At 71.2% G+C, this 15,884-nt stretch carries 13 protein-coding genes; 9 read left to right on the plus strand and 4 right to left on the minus strand.

Annotated elements, in window-relative coordinates; all coding sequences use genetic code 11:
* Positions 1–11: 11 nt before the first annotated feature.
* Both ABEA87_RS29205 and ABEA87_RS29210 read left to right on the plus strand, forming a co-directional pair.
* On the plus strand, positions 12–2,474 hold the full coding sequence (locus ABEA87_RS29205) for a CehA/McbA family metallohydrolase (protein ID WP_345635026.1): 2,463 nt from the start codon (positions 12–14) through the stop codon (positions 2,472–2,474).
* Between the two features lie 247 nt (positions 2,475–2,721).
* Positions 2,722–3,678: a hypothetical protein gene (locus ABEA87_RS29210; protein ID WP_345635027.1), complete on the plus strand. Its 957-nt coding sequence runs from the start codon at positions 2,722–2,724 to the stop codon at positions 3,676–3,678.
* A 10-nt stretch (positions 3,679–3,688) separates the two neighbouring features.
* Here ABEA87_RS29210 and ABEA87_RS29215 read toward each other — a convergent pair whose 3' ends face one another.
* Positions 3,689–4,528 (minus strand): NAD(P)H-binding protein, encoded by an 840-nt coding sequence (locus tag ABEA87_RS29215; protein WP_345635029.1) that lies wholly within the window; start codon positions 4,526–4,528, stop codon positions 3,689–3,691.
* Positions 4,529–4,606: 78 nt separating this feature from the next.
* Between ABEA87_RS29215 and ABEA87_RS29220 the strand changes: the two genes are divergently transcribed.
* Both ABEA87_RS29220 and ABEA87_RS29225 read left to right on the plus strand, forming a co-directional pair.
* Entirely contained in the window at positions 4,607–5,608 is a 1,002-nt protein-coding gene (locus ABEA87_RS29220; RefSeq protein WP_345635031.1) for an aldo/keto reductase, read from the plus strand.
* A 200-nt stretch (positions 5,609–5,808) separates the two neighbouring features.
* Complete coding sequence (locus ABEA87_RS29225) at positions 5,809–6,276, plus strand: VOC family protein (protein WP_345635033.1); 468 nt, start codon at positions 5,809–5,811, stop codon at positions 6,274–6,276.
* Between the two features lie 43 nt (positions 6,277–6,319).
* On the opposite strand, the gene ABEA87_RS29230 is transcribed toward ABEA87_RS29225, so the two are convergent.
* The gene (locus ABEA87_RS29230; RefSeq protein ID WP_345635035.1) at positions 6,320–6,832 is read right to left on the minus strand and encodes a CGNR zinc finger domain-containing protein; all 513 of its coding nucleotides are present in this window, start codon (positions 6,830–6,832) and stop codon (positions 6,320–6,322) included.
* A 132-nt stretch (positions 6,833–6,964) separates the two neighbouring features.
* Between ABEA87_RS29230 and ABEA87_RS29235 the strand changes: the two genes are divergently transcribed.
* Positions 6,965–7,681, plus strand: a complete 717-nt coding sequence (locus ABEA87_RS29235; protein ID WP_345635037.1) for an SDR family oxidoreductase — start codon at positions 6,965–6,967, stop codon at positions 7,679–7,681.
* A gap of 47 nt (positions 7,682–7,728) precedes the next feature.
* Here ABEA87_RS29235 and ABEA87_RS29240 read toward each other — a convergent pair whose 3' ends face one another.
* Positions 7,729–8,250: a DinB family protein gene (locus tag ABEA87_RS29240; protein ID WP_345635039.1), complete on the minus strand. Its 522-nt coding sequence runs from the start codon at positions 8,248–8,250 to the stop codon at positions 7,729–7,731.
* A 142-nt stretch (positions 8,251–8,392) separates the two neighbouring features.
* Here ABEA87_RS29240 and ABEA87_RS29245 point away from each other — a divergent pair, with 142 nt between their 5' ends.
* The 3 genes from ABEA87_RS29245 to ABEA87_RS29255 all read left to right on the plus strand — a co-directional run bounded on the left by ABEA87_RS29245 (position 8,393) and on the right by ABEA87_RS29255 (position 13,021).
* A complete protein-coding gene (locus ABEA87_RS29245) occupies positions 8,393–8,935 on the plus strand; it encodes a DUF4240 domain-containing protein (RefSeq protein ID WP_345635041.1) in 543 nt (180 codons plus the stop codon).
* 364 nt (positions 8,936–9,299) lie between these two features.
* Positions 9,300–12,413: an isoleucine--tRNA ligase gene (gene ileS / locus ABEA87_RS29250; RefSeq protein WP_345635043.1), complete on the plus strand. Its 3,114-nt coding sequence runs from the start codon at positions 9,300–9,302 to the stop codon at positions 12,411–12,413.
* A gap of 203 nt (positions 12,414–12,616) precedes the next feature.
* The gene (locus tag ABEA87_RS29255; RefSeq protein ID WP_345635149.1) at positions 12,617–13,021 is read left to right on the plus strand and encodes a rhodanese-like domain-containing protein; all 405 of its coding nucleotides are present in this window, start codon (positions 12,617–12,619) and stop codon (positions 13,019–13,021) included.
* Positions 13,022–13,057: 36 nt separating this feature from the next.
* Here ABEA87_RS29255 and ABEA87_RS29260 read toward each other — a convergent pair whose 3' ends face one another.
* Complete coding sequence (locus ABEA87_RS29260; protein WP_345635045.1) at positions 13,058–13,579, minus strand: DinB family protein; 522 nt, start codon at positions 13,577–13,579, stop codon at positions 13,058–13,060.
* Positions 13,580–13,817: 238 nt separating this feature from the next.
* Between ABEA87_RS29260 and ABEA87_RS29265 the strand changes: the two genes are divergently transcribed.
* Positions 13,818–15,746 (plus strand): ABC transporter ATP-binding protein, encoded by a 1,929-nt coding sequence (locus ABEA87_RS29265; protein ID WP_345635047.1) that lies wholly within the window; start codon positions 13,818–13,820, stop codon positions 15,744–15,746.
* Positions 15,747–15,884 lie beyond the last annotated feature (138 nt).

Consider the following 15,884-nt stretch of genomic DNA (forward strand, 5'->3'; position numbering starts at 1 on the left):
GGAACGACAAGATGGAACTGAGTCGCCGGCAACTCATGGCGATCAGTGGCGGCACCGTAGTGGCCGCGACCGGGCTGACCGCCACGCCCGCGTTCGCCTCGGCCGCCGATGCCGACGGGGCCAAGAAGCCGGACGGTCCCGGTCGGCAGGCGCCGAAGGGCGTGTGGCTGGCCGGGGACACCCACGTGCACGACGACCACTCCTCGGACGGCAGCCTGCCCCGGCAGGAGTCCGGCCAGACCCTGCCGGGCAACCTTCCGGTCGCCGACCAGATCGGCCAGGGCGAGCGGACCGACCTCGACTTCATGCCGCTGACCGACCACCGGACCTACGACCAGCAGTGGGACCCCGGTTGGCAGTCCTCGAAGCTGCTGCTGATCCCGGGCGAGGAGGCCAACGGCTCGCCGCACGCGATCGTCCTCGGCGCGGTGGACACCATTGTGGATGGGGCCAACCCGGCCGGTTCCGCGGCCTTCCGGCACGTGCAGCAGTCGGTGTGGGACGCGCACGCCCAGAACGCGATCTGGTCGGTGGCCCACCCGGACGACGGCGAGTACACGCCCGAGGACGGCCCGAACGACAACGCGAGCGTGCAGGGCATGAACACGGTGGAGGTGTACAACGTCGCCTCCGACCCGGACGCTGAAATCGACTACGCGGAGAACCGGTGGAACCGTGGGTTCCGGTTCGGTGTGACCGCGGCCAGCGACTGCCACTTCCGCGAGCTGTGGGGCATCGCCGGCCCCGGCCAGCCGACCACCTACGTCTTCGCCGCGCAGCGTTCGGTGCGCGGCATCCTCGACGGGCTGCGGGCCGGCCGCACGACGGTGTCCGTCAGCCGCACCGGGCCGTTCGTGACGCTGGAGGCCGACGTCGACGGCGACGGCGTGTTCGAGGCGATGGGCGGCGACGAGGTCATCGTCAACGACGACCGCCTGCCGCACCGGGCGAGCCTGCGGGTGCGCATCCAGTCGGGGGCCGGCACCACGGTCCGGGTGTACGCCTCGCCCGGGCGCTCGGCCGGGCCGGTCGCCACCGTCACCCCCTCCGCGGCGGACGAGACGCACCTCGTGCCGATCCGGCTGACCGGCGCGCAGACCTGGTACCGCGTCGAGGTCCGCGCCCCGGGTGCGGCCTCCGGCGCCGAAGCCGACCCGACCCTGCCCGACCAGCTACGGGCCGCCACCTCACCGGTGTTCATCTCGGTGAAGCGGCCGGCCGACCCGCGGCCCGAGCTCCCGCTGCCGGCACCGGCGCGGGGCGATGACCGGGCGAGCGTCGCGCTGGGCGAGGACGGCGGCTTCGCGGGCTTCGCCGATGTGGCCGTGCGGGACGGTGTCGCCCACGTGGTGGCCGAGGTACACGACGGCTCGTCGACCACGGTGGTGTACCGGCAGGTGCCGCCGCACGGCCAGCCGGCCAAGCCGGTGACGCTGTCCGGCGACTCCGCGACCGCGCGCTCGCCCCGCGTGGCGGTCTCGGGCCGGGACGTGTGGGTGGTGTGGGCGGACGAGCGCGGCCAGGAGCAGCCGCACAGGTCGTCCATCTACCTGCGGCACAGCCGCAACGGCGGGCACTCGTTCGACCCCGAGACCCGGCTGACCCACGGCACCGGCCGGGCGATCCACCCGGCCATCGCGCTGCTTGACGCCGAGCACCCGGTGGTCGCCTGGGCGGACAACACCGGCGGCGCGTTCGACGTCTACGCGCAGGTCGTCGGCCTCGACCGCGACCCGGCCAACCTGTCGGCCACCGGCAAGACCACCAGCCCCGGCGACGGTACCGACGCCCGGTCAGCGCGCTTCCCCGCCTCGCTGTTCCCGTCGGTCGCGGTGGGGCGCGACGGGCGGGTGCTCGTCGCCTGGCAGGACGACCGGTTCGACCCGGATCCATTGTGGACCGGCCACACCCCGGCGCCCGGCCAGGCACCTAGCGGCACCGACCCCGACAACTGGCAGATCCTGGCCAGCACCCGCCCGGAGCGCGGGCAGGGCTGGGGCGCGCCGGTTCAGGTCAGCGCGGTGACCACCATGGCCGACCGTCACCCGTCCGTGCTGGCCGACGCCGAGGGCGCCTTCGTGGCGGTCTGGGAAAGCAGCGCCCTGCAGAGTTCCGGCGCCAATATCGGTTTGCGGTACGGCCGGTCGACCGACGGTGGGAAGACCTGGTCGCCGTTCCAGACCGTGGCGCCGGACCCGGACGCGATGAGCCAGCGTCCCCGGCTGTCCCTGGATCCGGACCGGTCGGTGCGGGTGGTCTGGTATGACACCCGGGCGGCCGACTGGCGGTGGAAGGTGTTCACCGCCCGGCTGGACGTCCACAAGGGATGGACCGCGCCGACCCAGCTCAGCATCGCCGGCAACGGGACCTGGCCGGCCGCCGATCAGGGCGTCGTCGTGTTCACCAGCGACCGGCAGGCGCGGCGCACGCAGCGGGACTGGACCCAGCAGATCTACCTGCTGCAGGCGCATTGATCCGCGAGCACGTCGGCGACCGTGGCCGGCCCGGCCCGAACCCACCGGGCCGGGCCGGCCGCGGCATCGCCGGAGGCGCCTCATCCCCGGGCCCCGGCCCGGAGCCTGGGACGGCGGGGCGGTGGGCGGGGGTCAGACGGTCACCCGAACGGCATGGGCAACCCGCCGGTTGGCGGCGGTCGGTGGCCAGCCGGGCACCGTCTTGTAGGCTGCTGGTTCCGGGCCGCGACGAGGAGGCGTTGGTGTAATGGTCATACCCTTCGCGCTGCCGCCGTGCGAGCCCGGTGGACCCGACCCGGCGGGGGTGGTGGCCTCGATCGGCGAATGGGTGACGTCGCCGGAGCTGGCCGAACTGGTCGTGCACTTCGGTGGCGAGGTGCCGGACGGCCCGATCGGGTCGGTGCTGGCGCGGCTGGCGGAGTTTTCACGGGTGTGGGACTTTCGCGGCGGGGTGAAGGAACGGTTCGACACCGAACGCGTCGACTACGAGGGCGACGTGGACGCCCGGCTGCGTCTGCTGATCTCCGTGCTCGGGCTCGGCGGGTCCGACCGCCCCGTTCGCGAGAGCTACGACCACATCATCGTGCTCGGCGGCGGCATCCGGGTGACCCTCGGCCGCACCGACTACACGGCCCGGCTGCTCGCGAAGGGCCTGCGCGCGCGAACCCTGGCCGGGCTGGCCAGCCTGCGCTGGCGACACGACCGGGAGCACCGGGAGAGCGTGCGGCTGGGCCTGGGCCCGATCGAGACCGAGGCCGACATGATGTCGGTGGGCCTGTGCCGGGCCATGGACCTCGCGCGACCGACCTCCGAGCGTGGGGGGGACGGCTGGTGGCATCGCGTCTGGGCCGATCCGCGCCCGGGCGTGGCGGAGGTCCACGTGCTGGCCGCCCCGTCGACCCGGCCACCGCAGCGGGCGAACACCGCCGACACCCTCATCGGCTGGGCCGAGTACGTGAGCGCCCCGACCGCGGCCGACCGCGTGCTGCTGGTCACCAACGACCCGTACGTGCGGTACCAGCACTGTGACGCGATCCGCCTGCTCGGCATGCGCTACGGCTGCGGCATCGAGACGGTCGGCTTCGACGACCTCGCGACGCGGGAGTGGGGCCGGCCACTGAGCACCACCGAACTGCTCCAGGAGGTGCGCTCCTCGCTGCTGGCCGCGCGCAACCTCCACGACGCCCTCGTCCCACCCCGGTAACGCGCGCGGGCTACCGGAAGTCCTCCGCGTGGTCGCGCGCCCACTGGGCGAAGTCGTACCCCGGGCGGCCGGTGATCTCCTCGACCACCGTGGAGACCTCGGCCGGTGCCCGGGTGCCGGCCTCCCACAGGCCCAGGGTGGCATCGACGGCGGCCGGCGGCACGATCCTGCCCAGCGAGGCACGCGCCTCGTCGGGGGAGACGACCTCGACCCTGACCTCCCGGCCGATGGCGTCCCCGAGGTGCTCGACCTGACGGCGCAGGGTGAGCGACTCCGGTCCGTGGACGGTGTACGCCCGCCGCGCGTGCCCCGGTCCGGTCAGCGCGGCCACGGCGAGCGCCGCGAGGTCCCGTTCGTGCACCGGGGCGGTCTGCGCGTCCGGGTACGGCAGCCGCACCGCGACCCGCGCCCGGATCGAATCCCGCCACCACCACCCCACGTTGCTGGCGAACATTCCCCCGCGCAGGAAGGTCCAGGCCAGCCCGGAGCGCTCCAGGGCGACCTCGACGGCGCGGTGCTGCCGGGCGATCGGACTGTCCTGCGAACCGGGGTGCACGACCGCGCCGGACGACAGCAGCACCACGTGCCGCACCCCGGCGGACTCGGCCGCGGCGACGAACCCCTCGATGCCCAGCGGCCTGGCGTAGATGAAGGCCGTCTCGGCGCCCCGAAGCGCGTCGGGCAGGGTCTCGGGGCGCTCCAGGTCCGCCGCCACGACGGGGGTACCGGCCGGCAGGCCCGCCGGATCGGGGAACCTGCTGGTCGCGCGCACCCGCACCCCGGCGGCGAGCAGCCCGGTCACGACGTGCCGCCCGACGCCGCCTCGGGCCCCGAACACCACGGCGACCATGCCGGCCTCCCTCATCCCGGTTGGGCCCCGATCCTATCGATTGACTTCGAGCCCACTCGAATGCGTACCGTCGTCGGCATGAGGACCGTGGAACTGGGACGCACCGGCGAGCAGGTGAGCCAACTCGCCCTCGGCTGCATGCTGATGGGCACCTCGACCGACGAGGCGACCTCGTACCGGATGCTGGACCACTACCTGGACGCCGGCGGCGCCTTCCTGGACACCGCCAACTGCTACGCCTGGTGGCCGAGCCCCGACGCGACCGGTGCGGAGAGCGAGACGCTGCTGGGGCGCTGGTTCGCCCAGGGCGGCGGCCGGCGAGACCGGGTGTTCCTGGCGACCAAGGTCGGCGGGATGGTCGAGGCTCCGGTCTTCGACGCGCACGGCCGGGCCGACTGGGGCCGGGTGCGGTACGAGGGGGCCGGCGCGCGGACCATCCGGCGGGGGATCGACGAGAGCCTGCGCCGGTTGGGCACCGACCACGTGGACCTGTACTACGTGCACGTGGACGACCGGGCCACCCCGCTGGAGGAGACCCTGCGGGCGCTCGCGGAGATAGTCGAGGCGGGCAAGGTCCGTTACCTCGGCTGGTCCAACGTGCGCACCTGGCGGCTGGAGCGGATCCGGCAGCTGTGCGAGCGGCACGGCTGGCCGGCGCCGGTCGCGGTGCAGCAGCAGCACTCGTACCTGCGCCGCCGGGCCGGGCTGGCGCATGGCTCCATTGTGGACGATGAGCAGCTCGACTATCTGCGGGCGAATCCGGAGCTGACGCTCGTGGCATACTCGCCCATCCTCAAGGGCATCTACGACGATCCGGCCAAGCGGGTGGGGCACTGGGCGATGGATCCGTACGTGGGTCCGGATGCCGATGCTCGACTGGCGGCGGTCGCGCGGCTGGCCGGCGAGCTCGGCGTGACGGGCAACCAGCTGGTGCTCGCCTGGCTGCTGCACCAGCGGGAGCCCGGCGCGCTACCGCTCGTCGGCCCGCGCACCTTCGAGCAGTACCAGGCGGCGTTGCCCGCGCTGGACATCAAGCTCACCGAGGATCAGCTGGCCCGGCTGGACGCCGCCGGCGCCTGACGGCGCCACCGCCCCGTCCACCCCGTCCGGGCGTCTTCCGGGCCCCGGCCGCCCGTTTTCCCAGGCCGCGCCAGCCGGGCGTCCGTTTGTGTGGCCGCGCCAGCCGGGCGCTCGGGCGGCGGTCGCGTGGTCTTTCATGTGACCGCCGCGGGCCGAAAACGCGGTGAGCCGTGCGAGGTTTCGGCCGGACACGATCGGGAATGCCGTCGGCGTCCCAGCCGTTTGGGCAGTCGATCATGGGGGTGGACATGGCCCTGGCGAACCCGGCACCTGACTATTTCAAGCCCGAGGACGGGATGTTCCTCGCGACCCTGCTGATCGTTCGTGACACGGCCCGGTCGCGGGAGTATTACGAGCGGGTGTTCGGGGCCACCTGTGTGCACGAGGAAAATCCCTTGATCATGAAGTTCCTGAACAGCTACATCATCATCAATGTCGAGGGCGGCCCCACGGATGACAAGCCCACGGTGCAGGCCAAGGCGCCGACCGACTCGAACACGTTGAGCTGTGCGATGAACGTCCGGGTCACCGACATCAGGAAGCTCTACCAGGAGTGGAAGGCTCGCGGCGCGGACTTCCTCACCGAACCGAAGGACCACGGCACGGAGATCCGCTGCTACCTGCGCGACCCCGACGGGTACCTCGTGGAGATCGGCCAGGGGCTCTGACGGCCAGCGCACGGCGCGGGGTCGGCGTGGCGTGCCGCCCCGCTCAGTCCGCGCGGACCTGGCGGGCACGCTGGTAGTGGCGCCGGGCCTTCATCCGGTTGCCGCAGATCGCCATCGAGCACCAGCGGGCGCTGTTCGCCTTGCTGTGGTCGATCAGGAACAGTCGGCACTCCGGGTTGGCGCACGGGCGCAGGCGACCGGGGCTTGACGCGCGCACCGCGTCCCAGGCGAGCACGGCCGCGGCCGCCGCCGACCGGCCCCGCGGAACCTCAAGGTCCCAGGTGAGGCCGTCGTCGATGAGCGACGGTCGGTAGCTCACCCCCTCGATGAAACGCGCGGCCGAGGCCGGGGCGCCGTCGCCTCGGACGATGTCCTGCAGAGCCGAGCGCGCGTCGAGCAGGGCGCGCCACTCGTCCTCGGTGGCCGGCTGGCCGTGGTCGGCGAGCCAGGCCCGTCCGGCGCGTACGTCGGCGAGGTCGTCGCGCGGCGCGCCGTCGATGACGGGCGTGGTGTTCAGCAGGTCGAGCAGCAGTGTCTCGTCAGTCTCGATGATCACGCGACCCTAACCTCCAAAAGAAGCTTGACGGGTTACATGGTGGCATGCTTGAGTCTAACCACCGAGCGGAGCCATGAAGGTTAGAAAATTGGTGGCCGGCTCATGATCGAACCGAAGGCGATGAGAACATCCATGTCCACCTCTCTCGACGATCGCACCGTCCTGGTTGTCGGTCGCGCCACCGGCATCGCCCGCGCCGTCACGCTGGCCGTCCGGCGGGCCGGCGGCACCGTCGTCGTGGCAGGCCGCGACCCGGCGGCCCTCGCGGCGGCCTACGGCGGCCAGGATGTCCGGGCCGAACGGGTCGACGTCACCGACGAGTCCAGCATCACCGCGCTCGCCGAGCGGCTCGGTCGCCTCGACCACGTGGTCTCGACCGCGTCGGCCCGGGCCCGTGGCGCCGTGGGCGACCTGAACCACGACACGGTGCTGATGTCCTTCAACGTCAAGGTTGTCGGGCCCATGCTCCTGGCCAAGCACTTCGCGCCACGCATGCCGGAGGGCGGCTCGTTCGTCTTCTTCTCCGGCTCGTCGGCCCGCAAGCCCACCGCAGGCATGCTGGCCGTCGGCGCGACCAACGCGGCCGTGGACGCGCTCACCCGGAGCCTCGCGGTCGAGCTGGCACCCATCCGGGTCAACGCCATCTCGCCCGGCACCATCGACACCGGGGCCTATGACGGCCTCGGAGAGCAGCGCAAGGCGGAGCTGTTCGCCGCGCGCGAGGCCGGCAACCCGGTACGCCGCATCGGGCGCGGCGAGGACATCGCCGAGGCCGTCGTCTTCGCGCTGACCAACACCTTCATGACCGGCGTCTCACTGAGCGTCGACGGGGGCGAACCCCTGGTGTGACCCGGCGGGTGGAACTCGGGCTGACGGGATCGGTCGGGCTGGCGGGATCAGTCGCCGGTCACGCCGTCGATCCGCTCCCGGATCAGGTCGGCGTGGCCGTTGTGCCGGGCGTACTCCTCGATCATGTGGAGGTACACCCAGCGGACGCTGATCTCCTTCTGGCTGCGCGGGTGGACGAACGTGTCGTCCAGCGAGCGGCCGGCCACCGCCGCGTCGCAGGCCGCCACCTCCGCCCGGAACGTGGCGAAGTCGGCCTCGGCGTCCGCGCCGGCCACGTCGTCGAAGTCGCCGTCGTCGTTGCCGGGGCCGATGTAGATGCCGTCGACGTCCTCACCCGCGACTCTCCTGCGGAACCAGGAGCGCTCCACGTCGGCCATGTGCCGGACCAGGCCGAGCAGGGTGAGGTTGGACGGCTCGGTGCTGGCCCGCTTCAGCTGCTCGGCCGTCAGGCCCGCGCATTTGTGCAGCAACGTGTCGCGATGCCAGTCGAGCCAGCCCTGCACCATGGCCCGCTCGTCGGCGATGACGGGCTCGGGTCGGCGTTCGAGCTGCGGGGCGCTCCAGGTCATCTGCTCATGATTGCCGGCCGCGCCGACCCAGGCAACTGGGTTGATAAGCGAAATCCCGGTGGGATTCGCCCCAGCCGAGCGGCCTCCGATCATGATCTGAACGCATCGGGTGGCGACGGTGTCCGACCGCTAAGCTGCCCCGGTGACGACGACCACTGGCGGTGCGGGAAGACTTCCGACCGCGGCGGAAGAGGCCCGGTTCTGGGCGCTGATCGAGTCCGCCTGGGAGCGGCTCGGCGCCGAGCCCGCGGCACTGCGCCGGGCCCTGATCGAGCGCGATCCGGCGGCGGACGACGAGGACGCGTACGCCATCGACAAGTGGCTCGATCCGTTCCTGGGCAACCTTCTGGCCCTGGCCGCGGAGCTGTCCAGCCAGGAGCTGACCGACCTGGACCGGGTGGCTGAGCGCAAGCTCTATGACATCGACCGGTCCGATGTCCACGACGTGACCGACGGATCGGACGACGGATTCCTGTACTGCCGGGGCTTCATCGTGGCGATGGGTCGCGAGTTCTACGAGGCCGTGAGCGCCACCCCGGCCATGGCGATCGTCGATGCCGAGTGCGAGAGAATGTGTTACCTCTTCACGCACCTGCACGATGAGCGGTTCGGCGACTGGCCGGAGACCGACTCCGGCATCTCCCGGGAATCCGGCCGCAACACCGCCGGCTGGTCGGACGCCTAGCGCGTCGGGTGCCGGCTGGCGTCGGGTGCTGGTTGGCGGTGGCGGGCCGGTTGGCGGTGGCGGGCCGGCTGGCGGCGGCGGCCGGCCGGCCGGCGCTCTGCTGTAGCATTGCTGTCCGCGAGGCGTTGATGGGGACGAGTACCGCCGAACGCAGCTGGTAGCGACCCGGGGACGGTGTGAGCCCGGGAGCGTGCGCGGTGGGAAGATCACCCCAGAGCCGCCGGAAGAAAGGCCCTCGGGCCGAGTAGAACCGGCAGTGTTGGAATGAGCGGGCCGTGGATCGTGCGCGGCCAAGGAGGGTGGTACCGCGGGGCTGCGGCCTCGTCCCTCCGTTGGTGAATGAGCCTGACGGAGGAACTACCCGATGTACAGATCCGTGCCCGCGCAGGTCGACCTGCCCGCCCTCGACCACGAGGTGCTGCACTTCTGGCAGGCCAACAGCGTCTTCACGCGCAGCCTGGAGCAGACCGAGGGCCGCCCCGACTGGATCTTCTACGAGGGGCCGCCGACCGCCAACGGCATGCCCGGCACCCACCACATCGAGGCGCGCGTCTTCAAGGATGTCTTTCCCCGCTACAAGACCATGAAGGGCTTTCACGTTCCGCGCAAGGCGGGCTGGGACTGCCACGGGCTGCCGGTCGAGCTGGCCGTCGAGAAGGAGCTCGGCTTCACCGGCAAGCAGGACATCGAGGCGTACGGCATCGCCGAGTTCAACGCCAGGTGCCGGGAGTCGGTGACCCGGCACACCGACGCGTTCGCCGAGCTGACCAGGCGCATGGGCTACTGGGTCGACATGGACGACGCGTACCGGACCATGGACCCGGAGTACGTCGAGTCGGTCTGGTGGTCGCTCAAGCAGATCTTCGACAAGGGCCTGCTGGTCGAGGACTTCCGGGTGGCGCCGTGGTGCCCCCGGGACCAGACCGCGCTGTCGGACCACGAGTTGGCCCAGGGGTACGAAACCGACATCGACCCGTCGGTCTTCGTGCGGTTCCCGCTGACCTCGGGGCCGCTGGCCGGCCAGGCCGCGCTGCTGGTGTGGACGACCACCCCGTGGACGCTGGTGTCCAACACGGCGGTCGCGGTGCATCCGGAGGTCACCTACGTGGTGGCCACCGACGGCACCGAGCAGCTGGTCATCGCCGAGCCGCTGATGGACCAGGTGCTGCCGGGCTGGACCCGCACCGGGCGCAGCTTTACCGGCAAGGAACTGGAGCGCTGGACGTACCGGCGCCCGTTCGACCTGGTCGAGGTGCCGGACGCGCACTTCGTCATCCTGGCCACCTACGTGACCACCGACAGCGGCACCGGCCTGGTGCACCAGTCGCCCGCGTTCGGCGCGGACGACCTGGCCAGCTGCCGCGCGTACGGGCTGCCGATGGTCAACCCCGTGCGCCGGGACGGCACGTTCGAGCCGGACGTTCCGCTGGTCGGCGGGATGTTCTTCCGGACCGCCAATGCGCCGCTGGTGATCGACCTGCAGGCCCGGGGCCTGCTGTTCCGGGAGCAGCCGTACGAGCACAGCTACCCGCACTGCTGGCGCTGTCACACAGCCCTGATCTACTACGCGCAGCCGTCCTGGTACGTGCGCACCACTGCGGTACGCGACCAGCTGCTGCGCGAGAACGAGCGGACCAACTGGCAGCCCGAGACCATCAAGCACGGCCGGTACGGCGACTGGTTGACCAACAACGTCGACTGGGCGCTGTCGCGGGCCCGGTACTGGGGCACGCCGCTGCCCATCTGGCGCTGCCCGGAGGGCCACCTGACCTGTGTCGGCTCGCTCGCCGAGCTGAGCGAGCTGGCCGGGCAGGACCTGTCGAACCTCGACCCGCACCGCCCGTTCGTCGACGACGTCACGCTGACCTGCCAGTGCGGCGCGACGGCCACCCGGGTGCCGGAGGTCATCGATGCCTGGTACGACTCGGGTTCGATGCCGTTCGCCCAGTTCGGGTACCCGCACCGGAACAAGGAGCTGTTCGAGCACAGGTACCCGGCCCAGTTCATCTGCGAGGCCATCGACCAGACCCGGGGCTGGTTCTACACCCTCATGGCGGTGGGCACGCTGGTCTTCGACCGGTCCGCGTACGAGAACGTGGTCTGCCTCGGGCACATCCTGGCCGAGGACGGCCGCAAGATGTCCAAGCACCTGGGCAACATCCTGGAGCCGATCCCGCTGCTGGAACAGCACGGCGCCGACGCGGTCCGCTGGTACATGGCGGCGGCGGGCTCACCCTGGTCGGCCCGCCGGGTCGGCCACGCCACGCTGCAGGAAGTGGTTCGCAAGACCCTGCTGACCTACTGGAACACCGTCGCGTTCCAGGCGCTCTACGGGCGTACCGCCGACTGGGCCCCGTCGGAGGCGGACCCGGCGCCGGCCGACCGTCCGGTGCTCGACCGCTGGGTGCTCTCCGAGCTCAACCTCCTGGTGCGCCGGGTGGACGAGGCGATGGCGGCGTTCGACACCCAGGAGACCGGCAAGCTGCTCGCCGCCTTCGTCGACGACCTGTCCAACTGGTACGTGCGCCGCAGCCGCCGCCGTTTCTGGCGCGGCGACCCGGCCGCCCTGGCCACCCTGCACGAGGCCCTGCGGACGGTGACGCTGCTGCTCGCGCCGATCACCCCGTTCATCACCGAGCGGGTCTGGCAGGACCTGGTGGCCGCGGTGGACCCGACCGCCGCGCCGTCGGTGCACCTCGCCGCCTACCCGGAGGTCGACGAGGGCCTGATCGAGCCGGGGCTGGGCGAGCGCATGGCGCTGGCCCGGCGGCTGGTCGAGCTGGGCCGCACCGCCCGCGCCGAGTCCGGGGTCAAGACGCGCCAGCCGCTGGCCCGCTCGCTCGCCTCGGCGCAGGGATTCGACGCCCTCGGTCCAGAGCTGATCGCCGAAATCGCGGCCGAGCTCAACGTGGCCGAGGTCCTGCCGGTCACGGCGTCGGAGGACTCGCTGGTCGACACGACCGCGAAGGCCAACTTCCGCCTGCTGGGCAAGCGTTTCGGCAAGACCGTGCAGGATGTCGCCAAGGCCATCGCCGCCGCGGATGCCGCCGCGCTCAAGCGGGAACTCGCCGCCGGCACGGCCACGGTGACCGTGGGCGGCGAGCCGGTCGCCCTCGCCACGGACGAGGTGATCATCACCGAGACGCCGCGCGAGGGCTGGGCGGTCGCCTCGGAGGGCGGCGCCACCCTGGCGCTGGACCTGCACCTCACCCCGGAGCTGCGCCGGGCCGGCCAGGCCCGGGAGGCGGTCCGGCTGATCCAGGAGGCCCGCAAGTCCAGCGGCCTCGAGGTCTCCGACCGCATCGAGCTGCGATACGTGGCGACCCGGGAGGAGACGGCCGCGGCGCTGGACGAGCACCGGGCTCTGGTCGCCGACGAGGTGCTGGCGACGAGCTTCGGGCCGGGCGAGCCGTCCTGGGAGTCCGAGGCGCACGAGGACGCGGACCTGGGCCTCACGTTCTGGATCCGCCGGGTCTGATTGTTCGGCCGGACCGGACCCCGGCGGTGGTCGTCCGTCGACCACCGCCGGGGAACGACCGCCGGGGAAGCACCGCCGGGGAACCACGGTCGGGGAAGCACCGCGTCGGTGGTATGCCTCTGAGGTGGTACGCCCCTGAGGTGGTTCCGGACAGATGCGGCGCGAACGGGCTTCCCGTCCCCGAAACTGGTGGCGTGGAACGCATGCGGGGGCCGGGGATCGATCAGGTTCTCGCCAAGGCGCGCGCCGGCACGCGCCGGATGACGCCGCGGGAGACCGTGGAGGCGGGGCGCAGGGGTGCGCTGATCATTGACACGCGTACCGAGACGCAGCGACTCGAGCAGGGCGAGGTCCCCGGGGCCATCGTGATCGACCGTACGGTACTGGAATGGCGGCTGGATCCGACCAGCGACGCCCGCATACCGGAGGCCGTCGACCACGACGTGGAGGTAGTGGTCATCTGCCGGCAGGGGTACAGCTCCGGCCTGGCGGCGGAGAGCCTCCGGTCGATCGGGCTGTGGCGCGCCACCGACCTGATCGGTGGGGTCGAGGCGTGGCAGGAGGCCGGGCTGCCGCTCACGTCGGGCCCGGCCGACGTCCGCCGCTGAGCGAGCGCCGCGTCCCAAACGGCCGGTAGGGTGCCGTCAGCCATCGAACCCGGTCGCGCCGTCGGTCTGCTCCCGAAGGACATCGGCGTGCCCGGCATGCCGTGCGGTCTCCTCGATCAGGTGAGCGTAGATCCAACGCAGCGAAACCCGACCCAATCGAGGATGGGGTACCGAATCCTCCAACGCGAAGCCCGCCGCGACCTGCCGAGACTGTGCGCATGCTCGCTCGTACTCCGCGACGAGGTCCTCAACGGTCTCCTCCGTGCCGACGGTCCAACCGTCGTCTCGCGGTACCCCGCCGATCTCGTCAGCCGAGCGTTGAGCCAGCACGAGCTGAAACCATTCCCGCTCTACGGCCGCGAGGTGCTTGACCAACCCGGCGAGAGTGGTCAAGGAGGGTACGAGCCGTAAGCGCGCCTGCTCGGCGGACACACCCATCAGCTTGCGCGTGACCACCCCGCGGTACAGGTCCAGAAACGCCTCCAGCACCTCGCGTTCCCCACCCGTACTCACGAGTTCGTCCGCGGTGAGCGGCGGATCAGGCTGTGTCACCGTCATGTCCGACGACCCTATTACGGCGACGGGCGGCGGTCCACGCGCGGTGTGGGGCGCGGACTGCGGTTTGGTCAATGGATGCCAGCGTTTCGTACGGCCGCAAATGGGAAGCGGACCCGAAGGCCATGGCCTAGGCTCCCGCGGAGGAGCACGAAACAGCTGACCACGAAGAGGGGATCGATCATGAGGACGTCCGGCAGTTTCCCTGGTCCCTTGTTCTCCACTGCCGGAAAGGCACTTCGTGTTAGGTCTGTTCGAAAGCCCTGTTAACCCATTCCCCAACGGCGACGACCGCACCCCGGGCGCCAGTGTCCGGCGGTTCCTCCTGGAAGAACTGCGGCCCCTTCGACTGGTCGTAGCGGCAGCCATTGCCACCACGATCATGTGCGCCGCGATCGAGGTCTGGCTCATCGGATACACCGGACGTCTGGTCGACACGCTCGCCGCCGGAAGCCCGGACACGTTCTGGCCCGAACGCGCCCCCGAGCTGCTCACCGTCGCCGGTTTCGTGCTTCTGATCAGGCCACTGATCAACCTCGTCAGCGAGGCGTTGGACGACATCGCGTTCCGTGCCAATGCTCGCTCGCTCGCCCGCTGGCGGGCGCACCGGCACGTCTCCCGGCAGTCCGTTGGCTGGTTTCGCGACGATCTGGCCGGGCGCATCGCTACCTGGGTCCGCGACGGCGGCGATGCCGCCAGCACCGCCGCATACGTCGTTGTTCACACGCTGGTTTTCGTGATTGTCTACATCGCTGGCTCGGTATGGGTGATGTCCGCGATCGATGTGCGCCTGCTGCTTCCGTTGGGCGCCTGGATTGTGGCGTACGCGCTGCTCATGCGGTGGGCGGTGCCCCGCTACCGGCGAGCCTCGGAGCGTCTGCAGGATGCGGAGTCCGCGCTGACCGGCCTGCTGGTCGACTCGTACGCCAACGTCGACACGCTCGCGTTGCTCGGCGGCCAGAGCACCCGCGTCGAACACGATCGTCGGTTGTTCGCGGTGGCTAGACGCGCACATCTGAACCTGCAACGGATCGAGGTGACAGTCAACAGCACCATGATGGCGCTCGGCAGCGCGCTGCTCGTCGGGCTGGTCGGATACGGGATTGTGCTCTGGCGTACCGAAGCCACACCCCTGGGGCTTGTCGCGGCCGCGCTGGCCCTCAGTTTCCGGATCACCTCGATGGGGGAGTGGCTGCTGGATGCCGTGTCGGCACTGTTCGGATCGGTCGGCGCGCTCCGGCGGGCACTGCGAACGGTCGCGCAACCACTCGCGGTTGCGGACAAACCCGGGGCATCCCCTCTTGGGGTACGGGGCGGAGCCATCAGTTTCTCGGAGGTCAGTCACCACTACGGCCGCGGCGAAGGGGGGCTCGACCACCTGAGCCTCGACGTCGCCGCGGGCGAGCGGGTCGGCATCGTGGGCCGGTCGGGCGCGGGAAAGTCCACGCTGGTCGGCCTGCTGCTGCGGTTCCATGACGCGGAGTCCGGCACGATCAGCATCGATGGTACCGACATTACGGACGTGACCCAGGAGAGCCTCCGCGCCCAGATCTCCATGGTCGCCCAGGACGCCACCCTGCTGCACCGCTCGATCCGAGAGAACATCGCCGGCCCAGGTGGCGCCGACGACGCGCAGATCGAGGCGGCGTTGCGCCGCGCGTCCGCCGACGGATTCGTCGCCACGCTCAGGGATGCGGACGGCCGGACCGGACTGGACGCACAGGTCGGCGAGCGCGGCGTGCGCCTGTCCGGCGGCCAACGGCAGCGGATCGCGCTAGCCCGCGCGTTCTACCGGAACGCGCCGATTCTGGTCATGGACGAGGCCACCTCCGCGCTCGACTCCGAGGCGGAGGGCGCCATCCACGACACGCTCGGCGAGGTGATGACCGGCCGTACCGTGATCGCGATCGCCCACCGGCTCTCCACCATCGCCCACATGGACCGAATTGTGGTCCTCGACGCCGGCCGGATCGTCGAGCGCGGTACTCACGCTGAACTCGTGCGACGACGTGGGCTCTACGCGCAGTTGTGGACGCGGCAGTCCGGCGGATTCCTGGGCACGACCGTAGACCAGAACCGCGCGCGGGCGTACCTCCCGCCTGATATCCCTGATATCCCTGATGCGCGTATCGCCGACACACAGGACGTTGGCCACACCACGGATCGCTGAGCGCCGCCTACCGGCCGCGCGCATCACGACCGTCGCCGCCGGCCCTCGGAGCCGACACACATTGCTCCCCGGCCGAAGCCGGGGAGCAATGCGTCGATGGGTGCTCTGTCGATCGGTGCGCTGTGTCGTTGAGCGTGC

Source organism: Rugosimonospora acidiphila, from assembly GCF_039543385.1.
In the GTDB taxonomy this organism is placed as follows: Bacteria; Actinomycetota; Actinomycetes; order Mycobacteriales; family Micromonosporaceae; genus Rugosimonospora; species Rugosimonospora acidiphila.